At 61.2% G+C, this 19869-nt stretch carries 15 protein-coding genes; 4 read left to right on the top strand and 11 right to left on the bottom strand.

What is annotated here, in order from left to right; genetic code table 11:
- Window positions 1-28 precede the first annotated feature (28 nt).
- The 3 genes from BM348_RS13230 to BM348_RS13220 form a co-directional block, all read right to left on the bottom strand.
- Entirely contained in the window at window positions 29-529 is a 501-nt protein-coding gene (locus BM348_RS13230; RefSeq protein WP_092905257.1) for a hypothetical protein, read from the bottom strand.
- A gap of 220 nt (window positions 530-749) precedes the next feature.
- The gene (locus BM348_RS13225; protein WP_092905256.1) at window positions 750-1418 is read right to left on the bottom strand and encodes an AIM24 family protein; all 669 of its coding nucleotides are present in this window, start codon (window positions 1416-1418) and stop codon (window positions 750-752) included.
- A 325-nt stretch (window positions 1419-1743) separates the two neighbouring features.
- Window positions 1744-2868 (bottom strand): DUF4330 family protein, encoded by a 1125-nt coding sequence (locus tag BM348_RS13220; RefSeq protein WP_092905255.1) that lies wholly within the window; start codon window positions 2866-2868, stop codon window positions 1744-1746.
- Between the two features lie 252 nt (window positions 2869-3120).
- Here BM348_RS13220 and BM348_RS13215 point away from each other — a divergent pair, with 252 nt between their 5' ends.
- On the top strand, window positions 3121-5568 hold the full coding sequence (locus BM348_RS13215) for an MFS transporter (protein WP_092905254.1): 2448 nt from the start codon (window positions 3121-3123) through the stop codon (window positions 5566-5568).
- Window positions 5569-5670: 102 nt separating this feature from the next.
- On the opposite strand, the gene BM348_RS13210 is transcribed toward BM348_RS13215, so the two are convergent.
- The 3 genes from BM348_RS13210 to BM348_RS13200 form a co-directional block, all read right to left on the bottom strand.
- Window positions 5671-6501: a hypothetical protein gene (locus BM348_RS13210; RefSeq protein WP_092905253.1), complete on the bottom strand. Its 831-nt coding sequence runs from the start codon at window positions 6499-6501 to the stop codon at window positions 5671-5673.
- Between the two features lie 163 nt (window positions 6502-6664).
- Window positions 6665-7600 carry an NAD-dependent epimerase/dehydratase family protein gene (locus BM348_RS13205; RefSeq protein WP_092905252.1) on the bottom strand — a complete coding sequence of 312 codons (936 nt, stop codon included), beginning with the start codon at window positions 7598-7600 and terminating at the stop codon, window positions 6665-6667.
- Complete coding sequence (locus tag BM348_RS13200; RefSeq protein WP_092905251.1) at window positions 7597-9069, bottom strand: sugar transferase; 1473 nt, start codon at window positions 9067-9069, stop codon at window positions 7597-7599. Before BM348_RS13200 ends, BM348_RS13205 begins: the two co-directional genes overlap by 4 nt.
- A gap of 1853 nt (window positions 9070-10922) precedes the next feature.
- On the opposite strand from BM348_RS13200, the gene BM348_RS13195 reads away from it, so the two are divergent.
- Window positions 10923-12266 carry a COG1470 family protein gene (locus tag BM348_RS13195; protein ID WP_092905250.1) on the top strand — a complete coding sequence of 448 codons (1344 nt, stop codon included), beginning with the start codon at window positions 10923-10925 and terminating at the stop codon, window positions 12264-12266.
- On the opposite strand, the gene BM348_RS13190 is transcribed toward BM348_RS13195, so the two are convergent.
- From BM348_RS13190 to BM348_RS13180, 3 genes are all read right to left on the bottom strand, one after another.
- Window positions 12267-12716 carry a CBS domain-containing protein gene (locus tag BM348_RS13190; protein WP_092905249.1) on the bottom strand — a complete coding sequence of 150 codons (450 nt, stop codon included), beginning with the start codon at window positions 12714-12716 and terminating at the stop codon, window positions 12267-12269.
- A 106-nt stretch (window positions 12717-12822) separates the two neighbouring features.
- Window positions 12823-13161, bottom strand: a complete 339-nt coding sequence (locus BM348_RS13185) for a DsrE family protein (RefSeq protein ID WP_092905248.1) — start codon at window positions 13159-13161, stop codon at window positions 12823-12825.
- 59 nt (window positions 13162-13220) lie between these two features.
- Window positions 13221-14417: an ATP-binding protein gene (locus BM348_RS13180; protein WP_092905247.1), complete on the bottom strand. Its 1197-nt coding sequence runs from the start codon at window positions 14415-14417 to the stop codon at window positions 13221-13223.
- Window positions 14418-14582: 165 nt separating this feature from the next.
- Here BM348_RS13180 and BM348_RS21395 point away from each other — a divergent pair, with 165 nt between their 5' ends.
- Window positions 14583-14756: a hypothetical protein gene (locus tag BM348_RS21395; RefSeq protein ID WP_175507181.1), complete on the top strand. Its 174-nt coding sequence runs from the start codon at window positions 14583-14585 to the stop codon at window positions 14754-14756.
- 63 nt (window positions 14757-14819) lie between these two features.
- On the opposite strand, the gene BM348_RS13175 is transcribed toward BM348_RS21395, so the two are convergent.
- Together BM348_RS13175 and BM348_RS13170 are read right to left on the bottom strand one after the other, a co-directional pair.
- On the bottom strand, window positions 14820-16073 hold the full coding sequence (locus BM348_RS13175) for a glycosyltransferase (protein ID WP_092905246.1): 1254 nt from the start codon (window positions 16071-16073) through the stop codon (window positions 14820-14822).
- A 236-nt stretch (window positions 16074-16309) separates the two neighbouring features.
- Window positions 16310-19078 carry an AAA domain-containing protein gene (locus BM348_RS13170; RefSeq protein WP_092905245.1) on the bottom strand — a complete coding sequence of 923 codons (2769 nt, stop codon included), beginning with the start codon at window positions 19076-19078 and terminating at the stop codon, window positions 16310-16312.
- Window positions 19079-19272: 194 nt separating this feature from the next.
- Between BM348_RS13170 and BM348_RS13165 the strand changes: the two genes are divergently transcribed.
- Window positions 19273-19749: a universal stress protein gene (locus BM348_RS13165; RefSeq protein ID WP_092905244.1), complete on the top strand. Its 477-nt coding sequence runs from the start codon at window positions 19273-19275 to the stop codon at window positions 19747-19749.
- The last annotated feature ends 120 nt before the right edge of the window (window positions 19750-19869 follow it).

The following is a 19869-nucleotide window of genomic DNA, read 5'->3' as shown; positions in this document are numbered from 1 at the left end:
ACGTTTCGCGAAAGAAGCGAACGCACAGTCAGCCAATGAGGAGAAGCGGTATTGCGGTAGCAATGATAGCTAGCGCGACGAAGACGTATCGCCACGTTCCGTAGACCGGTTCTTCGACCACTCCGTGTCGTCGATTCAACTCGTAGACGGGCCATGCGCCGAGTACGATCGCCAAGATCGCGAGCGAGGCAACGGTAAATATACCGAAACCCCAGCCATCCTGAATCGCGAACACACAAAAGCCACCGAGCGTGCCGAGGATCTCACCGCCGAGGAGTGCATCCGTGGGGAGTCTCACCCACCCGCCGAGTAACAGTGTTCCCAGCGCAATCAGGGCCATCCATGCGAATGGGAAGCCTGCCGACAGCGTCAACACGACACGTTCTGGAACGGCTGCAGTCGTCATGCCGTACAGCCAACCGGCCGTGACAACCACTCCGAATGCAAAAGAGATGCCAACGAGAACGAAATCCGGTTTCTCTTTCATGATCTCTCTACGCAAACAGATGGTGAAGTACTTGTCGACCATCTATAACGACGTGGGCTCAGTCGAACGAGCCTGCTGTGGACCCGGAACGAGTTGACCGAACGCTCACCCGAGGTCCGTAACCCGCCCCTCGACGGGCCGAGCGAACTCGAGCGTGGTCGATCGGTTCAGGCGAAATGTCTCGCCGCGAACTATCTCAGTCATGCCGGTTTCGGAGTTGCCGATGACGCTACCCGGAACGAAACGGCACGGTTGACGTCTCTTACTGGGCCTGTGTTACGGATCCTTCTTCGTTCGGCTGGACGACGACGAACCCTTCCGATCCAGTGAACTCCATCTGAACCGATTCACCGGAGGTCTGACCGATCTCGAACAGCTTGTTCGTCTCGAACGACGGGGAGAGATTGGCGCTCCACGCGACCGTCGCATCCGGATCCGTGTAGACCGGCGGCGTCATGACGAGCGGATCGCCATGGGTCGAAATCGCGACTTCCCCCGGACCCGAGAGGTACACGTTCGTCAGGCCGCCCGCCGCCATCCCCGAGATGCTCTTGACGGTGTTGATCTCGTAGTCGACGCTCGTTTCGAACGCGAGAACGTCGTTTCCGTTGACTGAGATCGATTCGTCGGCATCGAGATCGAGCAACTGTACCTTCTTGCTCTGCTCGGCGATATACAGGTGACCGTTTCCTGTCGCCTCCATAATGGGCGTCCCTTCACCGCTTACGGCTTCCTTTACCATTCCGGTGAGACCGCCTTCGGCCGACGATTTACCCGTGAACGTGATGTCGCCGGTGTAGGCGACCATCGATCCGGCTTTGACCATCACTGTTCCGTCGAGTGGGATATCTAGCAGCCGGTTGTTCTCCTTTTGAAATCCGTCGCCGCCTTCGTCTGGTGCATTGGACTGCGTGAATTCTTGTAACTCCATGATGACAGATGTGGTGTTTCTCCTCCGATCATATAGGCTTTCATTGGTAGTTTCTGTGTCGGCAACAGGTGTCGGCGTTTTCCTAACCAGTGATCTACAGGCGGAGCAGGCCGAGGCTGCCCACAGAGACAGGCAGTTCTGTGGGATCCGTACTCGAGTCGTATCTGTTCGAATCGTAACGAGTCCTGTCCGCTCGGATCACAACTGCGAACGCAACGTGTCGGACGGGAGAACTGCCAACTCGCTTCGACTCTCATCCGTAGTGTCGGCCCGAGGACTGTGCTTTTGGTCGGTTTGGCTTCCGGAAAAGAGAGCTACGCCGCGTTCAGTCGACGATCCAGGCGCGCTCTTCGACGGTCGTGACGCCGAAGTCGAGGTAGATAGTATCGCCGGTACGCAATGTCTCGCTCTTAAACTCCGTTCCGAGATCCGTCTCGCGAGTCTCGAGTTCGACGGTGAGCGTCACGTCGTCTTTCGTGGGGTGGGCCTGTTCGTTGAGCGACCCGTCCTCGGCCTTGACGACGACGGTGGCGGGCTCGCGGTCAACGCCCGTGATCGTTGCCCGGGTTTCCCCGCCAGTCGTCTCGGTTAGTCCGGGTTCGAACAGGTCGGCTTCACGGTCTGAAAGTTCGTCCAGATCGATCTCGACTGTGGTCGTCGTGGCTTCACCCGGTTCGTCAGTCGTGCCAGTCTCGAGGATCGTCGGCTCGATGGTGTAGGAGTCGGTCGCGAACGGAATCGTCGCGCCGGATTCGATCGGTTGCTGTCCGTATCGAACGTCGTCCTCGGTCTCGAGCGTCGTGAGCGTCGCCCCGGCGGTGACGCGATATCGATCGTCGCCGATCGGATATACCGAGGTCGACTCGAGCGTCCCAACCGTTTCGTTGCCGACTGCGGACTCGTCTCCGGCACGTATCTGTTCGGCGGTCTCCTGGTCGACGGTATCCTCGAACAGTGCCTCCGTTTCGGTGGTAGAGAGCGTCGTCGTACTGGATTCGACGACGTCGACACTGCCGCTCACGTCGTACTCGTCGGTCTGGATCGAGACGTTCCGGCCGGGTGCGAACTGATCACCGTTGAACGCGACCGTTCCGTCCTCGCGTTGGGTGGCCGCGACTTCGGCGCGGACGGTGACGTCGGCGGTGTCGCTCGAGGTCGGCGTCGCGTACACGTCAGTGATCGTGAGCCGCTCGTCGTCGGCCGTCATCTCGTCGCCAGCGGTGATGGACTCGGCGGTATCGATCGACAGCGTGCCGAGCGAGAGTGTTGCGTACTTGGTCTCGGTCGAGGACGCTCCGTCGTCGCCGTTCCCAGCGGGTCCGCCTCCGATACCGAGCACGCCGACGACTGCGATTCCGGCGACGACGACCGCGAGCGCGAGGGCGATAGCGAGCGCGTCGATGACGTTCACGACGCCGAAGAGGTTTCCGTTTTCGTCGATTAATTCCATAGTTTCCCCGGGGAGTTCATATTCGTGGTACGTCTCTTGCAGTACTATAGGTGTTTTGTCCTGATACACGATGTTGCTGGCTTCCAAAGACGGGAACGGAGACCAGGTGCGGAAACGAGGAACGGGGACCAAGGCTTAGTTTACAAGTCCGCCGCCAGACTCGCCATCGAATCCGAGAACCAGGGGCACACCCTTCTCAAACAGTCAAACAGAGCGAAAGGATAATCAGGCCACACTCGGACGTACGCGATAATGGCCGATCCTGCTGAGGTCGCACGACGGGCGGCACGCTTTCGCGAGGAGCGAGCCGACGGGAAAGCGACCCTCGAGACGCTACTCGAGGTCGACGACGCCCACGAGACGTGGACGTTCGACGATCTCCCCGTCGATTCGGGCACCTTCGGCGAACTCGTCTCTCGCGATCTCGTGACGAAAGTCGACGGCGAGTACCGCGTTGCGAGCCGGGAGGGAATCCGGGCGGGTCTGACGGGCGAGTCCGTCGCGTCGTCGTCGAACGCAGACGACGGTTTCGAGTTCGAACTCCCGGTCTCGCTCGAGCGCCCAACCGTAGGTGCCGTCCTCGCCTCGCTGGTCTTTCTCGTCGCGATGCGGCTCTTGAACGCTCCGGCGGTGTTCCGCGATGGGACGATCCTCTCGCCGGGAAACGACCCGTACTACTTTCGTTACTGGATGGACCGGTTTCTCGCCGAATCGAACGGACCGACTGATATCGGTCTCCTCGCGGACATGCCGGGCGACGCTGCACTCAAACGCCCGCTCACGCACGCGACGAACTGGTTTCTCGCGGAGTTCGTCGGTCCAGACGCGGTTGCCGCCTGGCTCCCCGTCGTCGCGACGCTGCTGCTCGGCGTGCTCGTCTACTGGCTCGCCGTGATCGTCACCGACGACGTTCGCGTCGGCATCGCCGCGATCGTTCTGCTCGCGCTGACGCCCGTTCACGCGGTCTACTCCGGTGTCGGCTTCCTCGAGCACCTCCTCCACCAGTACCTCTGGCTCGGTGTGACGCTGGTCGCGTTCGCCTGGCTCGCCGTCGATGTCCGCCGTCGACGATTACAGCAGCCGAACTCGGACTCGGATCGACCGCTCTCGGAAGCGCTTTCCGCGCACCTTCGAACGCCCTGGACCTGGGTCGCGGCCGTCGCACTCGGGGTCGGGCTCAGCTTCTCCGCGCTCGCCTGGGGCGGTTCGATCCTCATGTTCGTCCCCGCGGCGGGCTACATCGGTCTGAAAGTCGCGATGGACGCTCGAGACGGCGTCTCCCCCGCTCTGGCCGCCGCACCGATCGTCGCCGGCCTGCTCGTCGCCAGCGGGCTTACCGCCTTCTTTCACTTTCAGTGGGACTGGCAGAACTCGTTCGTCGCCATCGTTCCCGTCCTCACCGTCGTCGCCACCATCGTTATCGCAGCGCTCGCCGAGGGATGGGTGCGCCTCGAGTGGCCGACGACGGGTCTGGTCGGTCTCGAGGTGGTGTGCGCTGTGGCGGGGATCTTCCTCTTTCGACAGCTGCGCCCGGCGGACTGGGCGCGCCTGACTGAACGCGCGGACGACCTCTTCCTCCGCGAGGGGCTCACCGAATCCGCGTCGTTGTTCTCGGCGGACCTCGCCGTGATCCACGGCCCGATGTCCCAGCTCGGCATCCAGTTCTACGTCGCGCTCGTCGTCCTCCTGTGGACCTGCTGGGTGGCCTACAGACGCTACGAGCCCGCCTGGTTGTTGCTAAGCGTCTACGTCGTCTTCTGGGTCGCTATGGCCGCGATTCAGGTTCGTTTCGCCGCACAGCTGGCGATCCCGCTCTCGATACTCGGAGGGCTTGGACTCGTCCACCTGACGGCCTGGGTCGATCTGGCACGCGTCCCCGTACCGTTCCGTACGGACAGCGAGTCGACTCGAGCCGGCCCGTCCACCGCGGGCAGGGCTCGCAGGGCGGATACCGACGGCGGCGAGTCAGACCCGAACATCGTTCGTCCGACGGACGCCTCGACGGTCGCGTATCTGACCATCATCGCATTGATCGTCTGCGGTATGAGCCTCATCTTCGTCCCCTCGCTGGTCGCCCAGACCGCTCACACCGATGGTCAGTACGAGGCCGCAACGGCGATCGACGACCACGCCGAATCGATCGATCGGGAGTATCCCCAGAATTTCGTCCTGAGCGAGTGGCCGGACAACCGGATGTACAACTACCTCGTCAACGGGGAGGCCGACAGCTTCGCGTACGCGAACGCCCACTACGACGAGTTCCAGACGGCCGACGATCCGGATAGCTGGTACGAGGAGTTCCGAAGCGACGACGTGGGGTACGTCGTCGTCGGCGATACCGAGGCCTCGGTGCCGGAGAACGCGACCCAGTCGCAACTCCACGACGAACTCGGTACCGGCGGCGAGGACGGCGACGGACTCTCACACTACCGGCTCCTCGCGACGAGCGACGACGTGAGCGCCTTCGCGGTCGTCCCAGGTGCCACTATCGAAACGACCACCGACGCCGACGGCCCGGTGACGGTCACGACCGAACAGCGAATCGACGGCGAGTCGATCACCTACGAGCGCGAGGTCGAGCCACGAGACGGCACCCTCGAGGTGACGGTCCCCTACAGCGGCGAGTACACCGTTGACGGGGAAACGGTCACCGTCGACGAAGCCGACGTGCTCGAGGGCAACGCCGTCGACGCGTCCTGACGCCGACGCCGGTGATGGGGCGTGAGCAGCGCTGTTTTCGATTTACGACCGAAGCGATAGGTGCTCGAGAGGAGACCAACTGCCCCGTCGGACCGGAAATCGCTAGCGCGGCGGGGCCGACGAGTCGAGCACGCGTCGAGTGGTCGGATAGACGAGACCAACCACCAGACCGAAGACCACGAGTCCGGCCAGGCTCGCTAGGTGGAGGTACGGGATCGGACGCGGGAGATCCAACGCGACGCGCATCCAGATCGGAACGGCCACTGCGACGACCGTTCCCCAGGCGATCACCGCGCCTGCGAGCCCTATACCCGCACCGAACGTTGGGCGCAGAACCGGCCATCGGCGATCGAGCACCTCGAGAACGAGCGCGAAGACGCCACTGGCTCCGAGGCTACAGGCGAGCAGGAACACCCAGCCCGCGGTTGCGCTCTCGCGACCCCACAGCGCGGCCAGCGGCTCCATTCGACCGGTGTGGGCGAGTACGAGACCCGAACAGACGCCCGCGAGAGCGCCGGTGAGGATCGCCGCGTACCCAGACAGCACCGCCCGAGTCAGCAACCGATTTCGCGGCGAGCGAGTGTCGCGGCGACCTCGCTCACCGACGGTCGCGGCGCTGGAAAACCCGAAGACGCCGACGACGAACCCCATGACGGCGACGCCGGTACTGGTCAGGGCTCGAGTCGCGAACGCGGGCCGGTCGAGCGCGTGGTGGCCGGCGAAGACGTTCGCCCACTGTGAGCCGTGCAGCGCGGCCAATTGCGATTCGAAGACGGGTGTCACGTAGTTGCCGTCTGGGGCCATTCCCCAGAGGCCGCCGATGACGACGAGCCACAGGTGTCGCCGCGCAAGCCGACCGCGGAGCGCGAACGGCATCGCTACGAACAGCGCGAGCGTCGCGCCTGCGAGGAAGTGGACGAGCGGGGGAGCCATCGATACTCGAGCAGCGGGAACTGCGATCGATACTTCCTACCGCGAGCGCCGTCTTAAATCGCAGGACATCGTCTCGAGGCGTAAGAGTGAGAACAGCATATAAGTAAGTCTGATATACATGTAAGACAGGCTAAAACTCGATAGTCGTATCCGCTATGTGACCTCACCCCAATGCTGTGATCAGTTCCTCCATTCCCGATTCGATCGAAATCGTCGGTTCGTATCCTAACTGGGACCTGATCGCAGCGAGATCAGCCTCGCTGTCGGAAATGTCGCCCGTCCGCTCGCGTCGGTGGACGATCTCCGACTCCGATCCGGCAACGGATCGGACGATTTTTGCCAGCTCCAGAATCGAGTGGCTCTCGCCGGACCCGACGTTGAACACGGCGTCACAGTCGTCTGCGGCCCCGGCGAGGAGGTTCGCTCGCACCACGTCTCGGACGTGGACGAAATCCCGCGTCTGGGACCCGTCACCGTCTACCGTAATCGGATCGCCGTTCAGCGCTTGGTCGACGAAGACGCTAATGACGGCGCTGTAATCGCCGCTGACTTGCCCGGCTCCGTAGACGTTGAAGTATCGCAACGACACCGCCTGCAGGTCGTAGAGGTCGTCGTACAACCGCACGTACTGCTCCGCTGCGAGTTTCGACGCCCCGTACGGCGACGTCGGCTCGGTCGGAGCCGATTCCGATAGCGGAATCGACTCGGGATGCCCGTAGACCGCCGCACTCGAGGCGAACACGAACCGCGCGGACTCGCGTCGAGCGCACTCGAGGAGTTTCACTGTCGCGGCGACGTTTACCTCGTGGGTCAACTCCGGCGTTTCGAACGACCGCTCGACGTTTATCTGTCCTGCCTGATGAAAAATGATGTCGATGCCTTCCGTCGCGTCCCGTAGCGTGGCGTCGTCCCTGATATCGCCCTCGATGAACGTCGCGCTCGGGGGGACGTTAGATCGAGCCCCGCTCGAGAGATTATCGAGCACGCGAACGTCGTTTTCGGGCACGAGCGCTTCGACGATATTGCTTCCAATAAATCCCGCCCCGCCCGTCACCAGAACGCACTGTCCAGAAATCGCCACCGGCGACTCGTCACTCATCTACTAGCGACGAATTCCCTGATATCGGATAACACTTTCCAGATCTGGCGGATGACGATTTTGAGGTCGAACCTGAACGACTGGCGGCGGACGTACTCGAGATCGTAGCGAAGTTTGCTCTCGGCTTCGTGGCCCGTAATGTCGTTGACCTGCGCGAGTCCGGTTAGTCCCGGTTTGACGAACCACCGTTTGCTCCAGTCGACCCCGTCGCTCTGGATTTCGCTGTCGAGTTCCGGACGCTCCGGCCGCGGGCCGACGACGCTCATATCGCTGGCGAGAATCGCCCACAGCTGCGGAATTTCGTCGAGGTGGGTCTTTCGGAGGATCTTCCCGACGCGCGTGACGCGCGGATCGACGCCGCCTGCGTCCTCGTCGCTGATCTTCGCTCCGGTCTCGGACTCCGCGTTCTGGACCATGCTCCGGAACTTGTACACCTGAAACGACTCGCCGAACACGGCCGTTCGCTCCTGTTTGTACAGGACGGGACCGGAGCTATCGAGTTTGATCGCGACGGCGATCAGTGCGATCACCGGCGCGAGCGCGACGAGCGCAGTCAGCGAGAACAGGACATCGAAGCCGCGCTTAAACAGGTGGTCTATCGGATCCCACGGCTCGAGATCGACGGTCACCAGTTCGCCGATCTGGTCGTCGGAAATCAGCACCGAGTCAGTGTACTCTTGGTGAACTTTCACGTCGACGCCGTGTTCATAACAGGCGTCGAGCGAACCGAAGAACTCGGCGCGGTCGGCTCGTCGAAACGCCAACACGACGGTGTCGACGTCGTACTCGACTAGCACGTCTTCGATCCTCGAGAGGCCGCCGAGTCGGTCGAGGTCAGTAAATTCGTCGTACTCGAGGATGAGTCCGTCCTCGGATACGGAACCGCCGTCGGGGACGGCCTCGATGGCCGTCGAGTCCCCCTCCGCGACGAACTGGCTAGAAAGTGCGCTGGTCGGACAGAGATATCCCAAGACGGGACCCGCCAGCTGCGCGGAGATCTGTTCGATCTGATCCGGATCGTCGCCGACGAGGAGCGTCCGGCCCGAATCGTTCGCCGGACGGCGTCGCATTCGGACGAACCACGCCGGTATCGCGACCGACAGCAGGCCGACCACCATCACGAGCGTCGCCCGAGGAAGCCGGTGGGACATCTTGAAAAAACCGAACGCCGCGATCGCGAGTCCACCAGTTACCACGCGTTTTTGTGCGAGGAAAACCGTATCAAGTACGCGCCGCGGCCGGGGTTTGTACAGCGGAAGCAGGCAGCCGACCATGACGACCGAGCAGAGAGCGATAGCCCACAGGAGCATCCCGCCGGAGAGTGTGTCTACTTCCAGGCGATTGAATAGGGGAACGTAGGTGGTAAATTGCTTTTGGACCGTCGGATGGTTCGCCACGAGCACGGAGAGAGTGGTCACTCCGACCACTCCGGCCGCGCTGACGATTCGGTAGCGCCATCCGGTCAACATTCGTTCGTCAGGACAGACGGAACGTACATAACACCTGTTATGTTATGATCGAGTCAATATGACGTTATTCTATCACCATCGAGTTCACCGCGAGATACGCGACAGAACGCATCGGATACAACGTGGGACGATTTCCGAACGATCGCTTGACGGGACGCAGTTGCGAAGTGACCGGACTCATTTCGGCGAGAAAACGAATCGTAACTGACCGAAACTACCTCTCTCGGCGGACAGCCATGTAGACGTGAACGATGGGGACTCGACTCTCGGACACCACTGACAGTGCGTGATAGTGTCGTGGTTCCTTTGGATCACTCTGTTCCGAAATGAATTCGTTCAGTGGTCGCCTGTAGCTCGAGACAGCTACCGAAACTGATCGCTCAGGATCAGTTTCCCGTCCCGAACCCGTTCAAATGGCCCTCTATATATCTATCCAACTTTAGTATATAATATATTAATACTTAAAAAATAGGATATATTATGATAATCGCCCAGAGAGTATTTCAACACGCCATCGAAATAAGTCGAATCAGAGTATCGGTGTCGGTTCGATGAATGCGAATGCGCCAACGAAGCCGCCCGCCGGTCCCTCCGGAGTCACCACTATGTTCGCGAACGTCTGGTCTCGGTCGATCCGGTCGTGTCGTGTGTCCGAGCGTCAGAGACACGCCCTCGTCGGGTTGATCGTGACGCTGACTCTGACTGGCGCAGTCCTTGGGGGTGGTATTGGAACTGGTACAGCGGTTGCCGCTAACGACGCCTCGACCGGGTCAACTGAACGGGAAGTTCTGGGATCATCAAACGAAACGGAAGTTACGCTCGCAGGAACGACTACGACCTCAAGTCATCCAGACGATGTCGTAGTTGTTCAACTCGAGAACGGACTTGTCGTCAGTGGGAAATCGGTAAACGAAACGTCGGAAGCGACGTTCTTGAAGCACAAATCTCCTGGTTTTGGAGAAGAAAATCTAGTAATTTCTGGCTGGAGAGGCCAAGATGTTGTACAGTACGACGGTAAGCCTGTGAAGGTGAACGGAACGGAAAAGAAGGTCGTATACAAGGATGGTGACTCCCCGGATTTAGTCGTAGAAGATTCGTCGACGAAGATCGAGATTAATCCAAATAATGGAACGCTTCAGACCAGAGAAGGGGAGGAAGAGGAGGGAGTCCCTATCGTTGACGATCAAAACGAAGAAAACATCACATACCGGAATTTTGGTGAACCCGTTCTCGAGACTGAGATAACCAGCGTCAATGATCCTGCCGAGGGTGAAACCCTAACCGTTACTGCGACGATTAGTAATGATGGCTTCCAGTACTTTACTGGAACTCCCACACTCTCGTGGCGTAATGAAGATTCCGGCGGGTGGAGTAACGTTAGTGAAAATTACGTCGTTATCGACCCTGACGAAGAAGAAGAGCTATCGTTCGAAGTCGAAACTGAAAAAGGGGATAACTCGGTCGACAAAATCCGCTTAGATGCCGATAACTCGAGAGAGTTCGGAGACAGCCAAGACAGTCAGGACATAGAAATCGAAGCGGCCGATGTCACCATTAGTGCAATCGGGGCTCCGACCACGGTCGTGGGAGATGACTTACAAATCGGGGCCGAATTTAAGCGAATAGGTGATGTTCCGGTAGAAGACATGACCGTTGAGTTTATCGTTGGAAACGAAACTGTCGAAACTGATGACCTCAATATCGATCCCGGCAGTACACAAGGGGGTAAAATTTCCTATGAAACTAGTTCCAGTGACGTTCCGGAACTCGATGTGTCGGTTAGAATCCCTGAAATAAACGAATCAGCGGAGACCCAGGCAACCATCCTTTCACAGGCTGCTCACGAAGAGAACATGAACGTCAATATCGACAGGGATGATGCCATTGAGATCGGAAATTTCAGCGAAGAACTCGAGGTGACGGGAGAATTCGAGTACAACGGCGACGAAACGTCGGTGTCTGACTTCCTGAATAGTGAGATAGAGATTCCAGTCGAGTTCCTCGTCAACGGCAATGTTACAGAACAACGAGATGTAACTATCGATGAGTCACCGTACGAGGAAACGTTTTCGTTAGAACTCAACGAGAGTACCGTACCGATCGAGAACATCTCAATCCAGACGCCTGGCGGAAACGACGTGGTAAAGTTCGATCAGGACATAAATATCGAGTTCGAGGAGTTCGACGAGACGGTCTCCTCGAGCGAACCCTTCGAGGCGACAGTAAGTGTCGAAAACGAGGGAGAGGTACCGGAGTTACAGAATCTCACCGTGAGCGTCGCAGACCCGGACAACGTCGTCTCGGACGCGACGCAGACGCGGGAGTTCTTGCTCAACGCTTCGGAACGAACCGAGGAAACGTTCTCGTTCGAGCTAACAGACAGCGCGTCGTCGGGAGTCGAACTCACCGCGAACACGAGTCGCGTCTCGAAAAACGTGACGGCGAACCGATCGACGTTCGAGGCCAGCGACCTCGAGTTAGCCGGTGCGTCGAATCCGACCTCGAACGTATCGATGTCCGGAAACATCACGAACGTCGGGGATCTCACCGACACCCAGATCGTCCAGTTCGTACTCGGCGGTGAGACGATGGTCGAAGAGGAACTCACGCTCGAGCCGTCCGAATCCGAGACAGTCACCGCCGAGTTCGAACCGCCCGAAGAGAGCGGCGAGTACACCTACGGGATCGCGACCAACAACGAGTCGTTGAACGCCTCGTCGGCCGTCGAACGCAGCGCCACGTTCGAGGGATCGTCCAGCCAGGGACTGCTCGACCGGATCTCGCCGATTCAGTTCGTCGCAGCCGTACTCGGACTGCTTGCACTCGTTGGCATACTTTTCGTCTACCAAAACAATCAGGAGGAGTTCAACTCGCGCGCGTCGGCTATCGTGGCCAGAGCACAACAGACAGTACGGGGGATCATCGGGGGCGGTGACACGGTCGTCGTCGAGAACGGCCTCTCTCGGGACGCGACGGTTCGACTCCGAGTGCGAAACTCGGACGAGGTCGTCTTCCTCGAGGACCTCACTCTGGCCGACGGCGAGCAGCGCGAATTCAGGTGCTTGCCCGACAGCGGCGAGTTCGAAGTGGGAGCCGGTGTCGACGACATCGACTCCCACGCGGAGGTGTTCCAGACGAAACCCAACGGCGTCGGCGTCCGACTCGAGCCGGATGGAATCAGTATCACCGAACAGTAGTTAGAAGTCCTCTCGGGGCCACTCCTTCGACTGTTGGTGACTGGACTGGCGGATCTCCTCGACCTCTTTGTTCAACTCGCCGTAGTGATCGATGAGGTCCTGCGTCGTCAGGATACCCGCGATATCGAGTCCGTCGACGACGACGAGCTTTTTGACTCCCTCCTCACGCATCCGCTTCGCTGCGAGCCGAAGCGTTTGTGTCGGTTCTGTAGTTACGACCGGGTGGCTCGCGACCTTTCGCGTTGGAATCTCTGCGAGCGACGCCCCCGTTTTGTAGGTCGCAAAGACGATATCCGTCTCCGTGACGATACCGTATGAGTTCCCCTCCGTCGTAACGACGACGCTGCCGATTTCGTGGCGGAGCATCCGCTCGGCGACGGCCTCGAGACCGGTATCGGCCCCACAGGTAACGACGTCTTCGGTCATCACATCCATGACTCGAGTCCCCATGCCACACACTTCGAACCGCTGTCGCTTAACTGCCGTGGCCCGCCGAGACGGCTCGATCCGGGTCGTCCTCGATCAGACGGTCCGTCGCACTCGCCACTGCGAACAGCTACGGCCGGAGGTACGCGTACCCCTCGTCCTGCAGTCGGGTTACTTCGACCGCGCCCTCGGGAACGGTCTCGACGCCCGAAACGAGATCCGACTCCTCGAGGTCCATCATATCGAGCGTGTTCGAACAGGCGCTCACCGCGACGCCGTCCTCGAGAAGCGACTTGATCTTGTCGACGGTGTCGCCGTCGTCCCTGACGGTCGCAATCCCACCGCCCTGAGCGACGAGGGCGACCTCGTCGATACTGTCGGTTTCGTCCTCGAGTAAGTTGCGCGCGATGGCGAGTCCGGTCTCCTGTTCGGCTTCGTCTCCCGTGGGAATGTGTACGACGGTTCGCATGCGTGGACGGATGCGTATCTGCGGTGAGTAACTAGTGCTTGCAACAGCGAGTCACCGGGTCAGGTGAAACGGGTCCCGCCAGCTCCCCCCGCGACTCGGCTCGAGTTCGCGTCGCGGGTTACCGCGGGAAGCGTGAGCGAAAACGTCGCACCCTCGCCGGGTTCGGAGTCGACCCAGATGTCCCCACCGTGGCGCTCGACGATCCGCCTGCAGAGTGCGAGACCGATACCGGTGCCGGCGTGTTCGTCGTGTGTGTGCAGGCGCTCGAACACCTCGAAAACGTCCTCCTGGTGTTCCGGAGGTATCCCGATGCCATGATCTCGGACGGAGACGGTCCACATCGAGTCGTCGCGGTCAGCGGAAATGGTGACGCGAGGCGGTTCGTCCTCGCTGTACTCGATCGCGTTGCTCAACAGGTTCTGAAAGACGTGCTGGAGTTGTCCCCGATCGCCCAGCACTCGCGGCAACGTCTGACGTTCGATGGTCGCATCACTCTCCTCGACCTGGACCTCGAGGTTCTTCCTGACGGTCGCGAGCACTTCTTCCAGGTCGACCGGTTCCAGTGGCTCCCCTTGCGTCTCGACTCGGGAGTACTGGAGAAGCGCATCGATCATCGCCTTCATGCGCTCTGCGCCGTCGACCGCGTACTCGATGAACTCCTCGGCGTCCTCGTCGAGGTCGTCCGCGTACCGGTCCTCGAGCAGGGAGAGATAACTGGTGACCATCCGGAGCGGCTCTTCGAGGTCGTGAGAGGCGGCGTAGGCGAACTGCTCGAGGCGCTCGTTAGAGCGCTCGAGTTCGGCCCGCACGCGCCGCAGTTCCCGGTTCCGTTTTGCCACTTCGCGCGCTCGCGTCTTCGCTCGCGCGTCGTGAATGCCGACGCCGAAGCCGGCGACACTGCTCAAAGCCGAGAGAATGAGGATACCACGTCTCGGATTGCTGAGATCGTCGGCCGGCTGGACGTGGTAGACGACGAGGACGCCGATTATCGCACCGATACTCGCGAGACACCATCGACCGACGACTCCGTAGAAGTCCGGATCGATGTCCGTCTGCGAGAGTCGATACGACCCGAGTACGAGCACGACGCCCGGAGTACCGACCATCAGCGGCACGGTCAAGAGGTTTACGAGCGGCTCGCCGTGGACCAACTGTCCGATCGTCCATCCGAGCGCTAACGCGATATATACCGCTCCAATGAGGGTGATAAGCGGTCGTCCGCTGACTCGAGAAGCGAGCGGCCGAACGAGGCCCATTGTCGCTACTGGGAAAGGGATCGCTATAGGCTTTTGTGTGACTTTGAGCGGATCGTCACTATCTTCGAAGTATGTGTGTTATGAGTCGACGTGGTATCACCCGTCTTTAGACGACTCGAGGCATTCACGCGGAGCGCTTATGGTCTGTGCTACCATTGCACAAGTATGGGCAGAGACGAGCCTCGAGAAACGACCGATACGGAACAGCTACCCCGTGTCCGTGCGACGATCGATCACGGACACGCGGTTCCTCGATTTCGACTCGACGGGAGCGCCGAGGAAGATGCCTGGCTGTCGGTCCGGTGCGACGCGGTCGTTCCCCTCCGACAGTGGGACTGATCGGCGGGTGCCGTCGTTCTAGAGGGGTCCTCGAGTTGCGACGTGGAATCGAGTTGTAGTCGCTCAATCGTCGTCGAGGATGTTCGCGTTCATATCGAACTCGTTCTCGGAATCTCTGACGAGTCGGTCCGTTCCCTCGTGTTCTGCGAGATCACCTTTCTCGAGTTCGCTGTGGACTGTTTCGATCGTTTCCGGCGCCACCTTCTCGGTCACCTCGAACGTTTCGACCGGGCTGAGGGCCCCCCACAGCGCACCGATCGAGTGGGCGGCGACCGCGATCGGCGTGAGAGCGAGCAGCAGCGGCCAGATGACGGGATGCTTTCGATAGCCGATGAGACCGACAATCATGTAGACGAACAGAATGCCAACCAGACCGATCGAGAGCAGGGCGTACCACTCGAGCGTCGGAATCGAACCCGGGAACATCGCCGCGACGAGCGCGAGAACCACGACGAGCGGTGAAAACGCCCACGCGATGATCCGAGTGTAGTAGAGGGGCTGGTACCACCTCGGGAGAATGTGACCGTCCGCCATCGTTCCGGAGATCCACCGACGGCGCTGGTGGATCATCGCACGGAGAGACGGCGGCGCCTGATTTCGAAAGCGAGCGTTGAGTAGCGTATAGGAAAGGTCCCGAGTATCGGCCGCTCGCCACAGGAAGTTCGTGTCTTCGGTGATCGTCGCGACGTCCCAGGTGATGTCGTCTTCGATGGACGAGCGAACGGCGATGCCACCTCCCCACGCGTAGAGGGGATAGGTGAGCCGGTGGAATCCGAACTGTTCGAACTGGTAGCCGATTCGGAACACCTCGCTGAGATAGGAGAGTCGAGAGCCGGTGTAGATCGGTTTCTCGGTGAACTGAATCACGTCGGCGTCCGGCAGCCCGTTGAACCCCGCCATGAGCGTATCCTCGTCCAAGTACAGCACGTACTCCTTGTCACAGTAGACGCGTCGACGCGCCCACTCGACCGCTCGTCCCTTGTTCGTCGCGGTACAGTCGTAGTCGTCGGGAACGACGTGGACGGTCGCACCGTCGATTTCGAGGTCTGCTTCGGCGATTACGCGGACATCCTCGATACCGTCTGGAACCGCGTTGACCGTCGTCTGGACGACTTGCTCGGCGTCAATCGTGAGGATCCGGATCTGTATATCGTCGAACCCCCACTCGATATCGGTGGCATCGGTCTTCCACCCGCGAGCCAGAACAACCGCCTCGAGCAACCACCAGCACGCCGACAGCAAGTACAGGAGCAGGCCGACCCAGAGCAAAACGAGAATCGCTCCAGCCAGTGGATTCTCCTGCACGAAAACAATCATGTCTCCTTATCTGTTTCTCCTTACATTAGCGTTTGTATTTCTCGGCCACTGCGGCTATGAACGCCGCTCCTACGGCGAATCAGTCCTTACAGAAATTTTAATGCTCCTTCGAGTGTAGAAATGGATCGCTGAAATCACACGTTCTGCTCTCCGCAGCGGTCGACGATCGAGAGTTTCTCGCCTTCGAAAACCGACACCGCCTCACTCCGACCGGAAGCGACGGGTGACGGCGGTCGTTACTGGTGCGCCCACTCGAGCATCCGGCCGTACACCGGATCGGTCGCGAGCGCGTCGGCGTCGCCGACTAGCACGAGCGCGCGTTTCGGTCGCGTCAGCGCGACGTTGATCCGCCGGTAGTCCTCGAAGATCGGTCCCTCGAGGGTGCCGGTCGCGGTAAAGGAGACGATGATGACCTCCTGACTCGAACCCTGGAACCGGTCGACGGTGTCGACGGCGACGCCGTCGGGAACGTAGTTCGAAATATTCGACACCTGCGCGCGAAACGGCGCGATGACCCCGATATCGGACCGCTCGAGGCCCGCGGCTTCGTACCGTTCGATCAGTTCCGCGATCCGGGCGGCTTCGGCGTCGTCGGTATACTGGCCGTCGTCGCCCGCCACCGGGACTAAGCTTACGGGATCCCGAAGTTCGGGAGGCAAGCCGTCCCGAGAGACGCCCTCGAGGTCGTCGAGCGTTCGCGTCGCGACGGTCGGCTCCGCGGGGCGGAGTTCGCCGTCGTAGAACTCCCGCGAGGCGAACGCCTGAATGCGCTGGTTCATCCGGTACTGTCGGTCGAGCATGATCCCTGCGTTGGGGTGTCGCTCGACGAGTCGCTCGAACAGCGACGTCGTCAGGTCGTTTTCGGCCTGGACGACCGGCGGGAGCTGTTCGTGGTCGCCGACGAGGACGAACCGACTGGCGAGATTGATCGCCGCGTAAGTCCCCGGTTCGGTCAACTGCGCGGCTTCGTCGACGAGCACCGCGTCGAAGGCCTGCTCTTTCATGACCCGCGAGCCGCAGGTCGCCGTCGTCGCGGCGACGACCTTCGCGTTCTGTAGCTCCGCGACGCGTTCCTCGGGATCGCCCGCGAAGTCGAGCCGGTGGGCTTGCATGTCCTCGCGGACGCCGCTCTCGGAGCCGACCCGGACCACGTCGGTCGTGTCGATCCCCTGCTCGAGCAAGGCCTCGAGCGCGTTGTCGACCGCCCGGTTGGTAAACGCCGACAGGAGGACGCGCTCGCCGCGCTCGACCATCGCGCGGATCGCTCGAGCGATGGTGTAGGTCTTTCCCGTCCCGGGCGGGCCGTGGATCAATGCGCAATCCTGCGCTCCCACCGCCTTTCGAACGGCCTCGTCCTGCGCGTCGTTGTTGTCGATGAACGTCTCTCCCGGATCGTCGAATTCGGGGTCGGCGCGCCCGAAGAGGACGTCCTTGCGACGGTCACTCCCTTTGAGCAGGGCGTCGTGAAGCGCGACGAGCAACCGGTCGGTGGTCAGTTCGGACGGGTAGACGTCGAGCCGGGTGACCTCGACGGGTTCGTCGGCCGTGAGGACGATCTCGTCGTCCAGCCGCTCGATCTGAGCGAGTTCCGAGTTGCCGCTCACCGGGTGGCCGTCGCTGGCCAGCACGAGGTCCCCTTCGCGCAGTTTGGAGGTCGACGCGCCGCGCTGGCGGGTCCGAAGCTCCCAGCGGCCGCCCTCGAGTTCCCGCCGTTCGACGAACTCGAGATCGATGATCGCCCGGTCGTCCTCGGCGCGCTCTTCGGCGTCCTGTTCCCAGAGTTTGGCGTACTCTGCGTGGATCTCGCGACGTTCTTCCTCGATGGCGTGGTAGAGCCGCTCGAAGTACTCGAGCTCCTCCGGCGGAAGCGACTGGCCGATCTGGCCCGCCTTCGACTCCTGGTCGAGCCGTCCGGAGACGACCATGCAGGTGTCCTGTTCGAAGCAGTACTCGCACTTGGCGTCGCCTTCGTACCCCGTCGGCACGTCGCCGGCGACTTCCATCACCGCGATCTCGTTTCGCACGCGAACGACGAACTTCAGGAGGCCCTCGCCCATCGTGAACTCCTTGGCCGGCGTGAGGTCGCCGGTCTCCTCGTTCCGATCGAGCGCGGAGTTTTTCGTGTAGAGCAAGGTACCCATATCGACGTCGCCACCGTGTTCCTCGAGCAAGAGCGCGTAGCAGGCGGCCTGAACCTTGTCCTTGAACCGCGGATCCTTCCGCAGGTTCTTGCCGGTCTTGAGTTCGACCGGCGCGCCGCGTCGAATGGCGTCGGCGCGCCCGCGGATGCCGAACGTCTCGCTGATGAGTAGCTGTTCCGAGCGCCAGCTATCTTGTTCTGTGAGTCGGCCCTGCTCGAGCCAGCCCTCGATCGCGGCGGCGTTGTCGCGGACGTCCTCGGCGACGCCTTCGGGGGTCTCGCCCAGTAAGCCGAGTTCGAGGCCCCGTTCGTCGATTCGCTCGTCGATCGCCGCCTCGAGGTCCCGTCCCCGAAGGAGGTCCCCGAAGACCTCGTGGACGATGGTCCCCTTGAGGACCGGATAGTTCAGCGGCACCCCCGAGAGCTTGTTGAGGTAGTACAGGCGCGGACACTCGACCCAGTTGCGGACATCGGTCACGTTCACCAGAAAGCTCGGCTCGACGACGACGTAGGACTCGCCCGTCGTGGAGTACTGCGTCTCGCCCTGGTACTCGTCCTCGTCGACGTTCGTCACGAGCAGTTCCATCCCCGGCTCGAGCAGCTCCGCCGATTCGGTCCACTTGCCCCACAACGTGACCGTCGTCGCGTCCCGTCCGTCGACCGCGCCCGACGATTCGTAATTGGACGCGCCGTCGGACCCGGAACCGGACCCATCGTCGGACTCGAAACTGGACGCGTCGGCCGGGGCCGTCGAATCTTCGTGTCGATCGAACCGCAGCGGAACTTCCGCGAGGTCGCTCTCGCCGTAGCTTGTCGTCACCGTTCGCACGTCGACCTCACCCGCGACGCTCCCGCGTACGTTCACGGATCCGTGAACGGGTCGGCGGCGAAAAATGCTATCGGTCGCCGTCGACCCGGGCGTCGGGGATGCTCGCCATCGTCCGCAACCGCGCTCGAGACCCGACAGAACGCCACGACGGCACGTTTGTGCGATAGACTCCGTCGGGGCGGTGAACAACACAGTTATTACTACTGCGCGTTATATGATAACATATGACAATGTACGATCGAATCCTCGTTCCGACCGACGGTTCGGCCGAGGGCGAGCACGCGCTCGAGTACGCGATCGAACTCGCTCGAACCCACGATGCGACGATCCGTGCGGTGTACGTCATCAACGCCGCGAGTTACGGTGGCCTCGCGATGGAGACGGCGTGGGACGGCATCACCGGCGCCCTCCGAGAGGAAGGCGAGGTGGCGGTCGAACGGGTGAAAGAGCTCGCCCCATCCGACGTCGACGTCGAGACGAACGTACTCGAGGGCTCGCCGAGCAGGGTCATCGTCGACGAGGCCGCACCCGAAAACTGCGATCTCGTCGTGATGGGGACCCACGGCCGAGGCGGAATCGACCGACTCCTGCTCGGGAGCGTCGCCGAGCGGGTCGTTCGCCGGTCGCCGGTCCCCGTGTTGACGGTCCACCTCGACGCGGACGATCAGGAGTCCGCGCCTGCAGACCCGAGGGCGACGGTCGAGTGACCTCGGTGGCTGGTGATCCGATTCGCTGGCAGATCGTCCTCGAGCGCCGGGAGCGAGGCTTCGTTCCGGTCCACGATGCCGGACCGAGCGTACCAATCACTTTCACCGCGGTAGCACACA

Origin of the sequence: Halostagnicola kamekurae, from assembly GCF_900116205.1 — an archaeon.
GTDB lineage: Archaea > Halobacteriota > Halobacteria > Halobacteriales > Natrialbaceae > Halostagnicola > Halostagnicola kamekurae.
This window is presented reverse-complemented; position numbering and strand designations above follow the sequence as displayed.

Coding starts and splice junctions, on each gene's coding strand:
- BM348_RS13205 (WP_092905252.1), bottom strand. CDS start 7,600: ATGAGTGACGAGTCGCCGGTGGCGATTTCTGGACAGTGCGTTCTGGTG.
- BM348_RS13200 (WP_092905251.1), bottom strand. CDS start 9,069: ATGTTGACCGGATGGCGCTACCGAATCGTCAGCGCGGCCGGAGTGGTC.
- BM348_RS13220 (WP_092905255.1), bottom strand. CDS start 2,868: ATGGAATTAATCGACGAAAACGGAAACCTCTTCGGCGTCGTGAACGTC.
- BM348_RS13195 (WP_092905250.1), top strand. CDS start 10,923: ATGAACGTCAATATCGACAGGGATGATGCCATTGAGATCGGAAATTTC.
- BM348_RS21395 (WP_175507181.1), top strand. CDS start 14,583: ATGGGCAGAGACGAGCCTCGAGAAACGACCGATACGGAACAGCTACCC.
- BM348_RS13215 (WP_092905254.1), top strand. CDS start 3,121: ATGGCCGATCCTGCTGAGGTCGCACGACGGGCGGCACGCTTTCGCGAG.
- BM348_RS13225 (WP_092905256.1), bottom strand. CDS start 1,418: ATGGAGTTACAAGAATTCACGCAGTCCAATGCACCAGACGAAGGCGGC.
- BM348_RS13210 (WP_092905253.1), bottom strand. CDS start 6,501: ATGGCTCCCCCGCTCGTCCACTTCCTCGCAGGCGCGACGCTCGCGCTG.
- BM348_RS13230 (WP_092905257.1), bottom strand. CDS start 529: ATGGTCGACAAGTACTTCACCATCTGTTTGCGTAGAGAGATCATGAAA.
- BM348_RS13185 (WP_092905248.1), bottom strand. CDS start 13,161: ATGCGAACCGTCGTACACATTCCCACGGGAGACGAAGCCGAACAGGAG.
- BM348_RS13175 (WP_092905246.1), bottom strand. CDS start 16,073: ATGATTGTTTTCGTGCAGGAGAATCCACTGGCTGGAGCGATTCTCGTT.
- BM348_RS13180 (WP_092905247.1), bottom strand. CDS start 14,417: ATGGGCCTCGTTCGGCCGCTCGCTTCTCGAGTCAGCGGACGACCGCTT.
- BM348_RS13165 (WP_092905244.1), top strand. CDS start 19,273: ATGTACGATCGAATCCTCGTTCCGACCGACGGTTCGGCCGAGGGCGAG.
- BM348_RS13190 (WP_092905249.1), bottom strand. CDS start 12,716: ATGGGGACTCGAGTCATGGATGTGATGACCGAAGACGTCGTTACCTGT.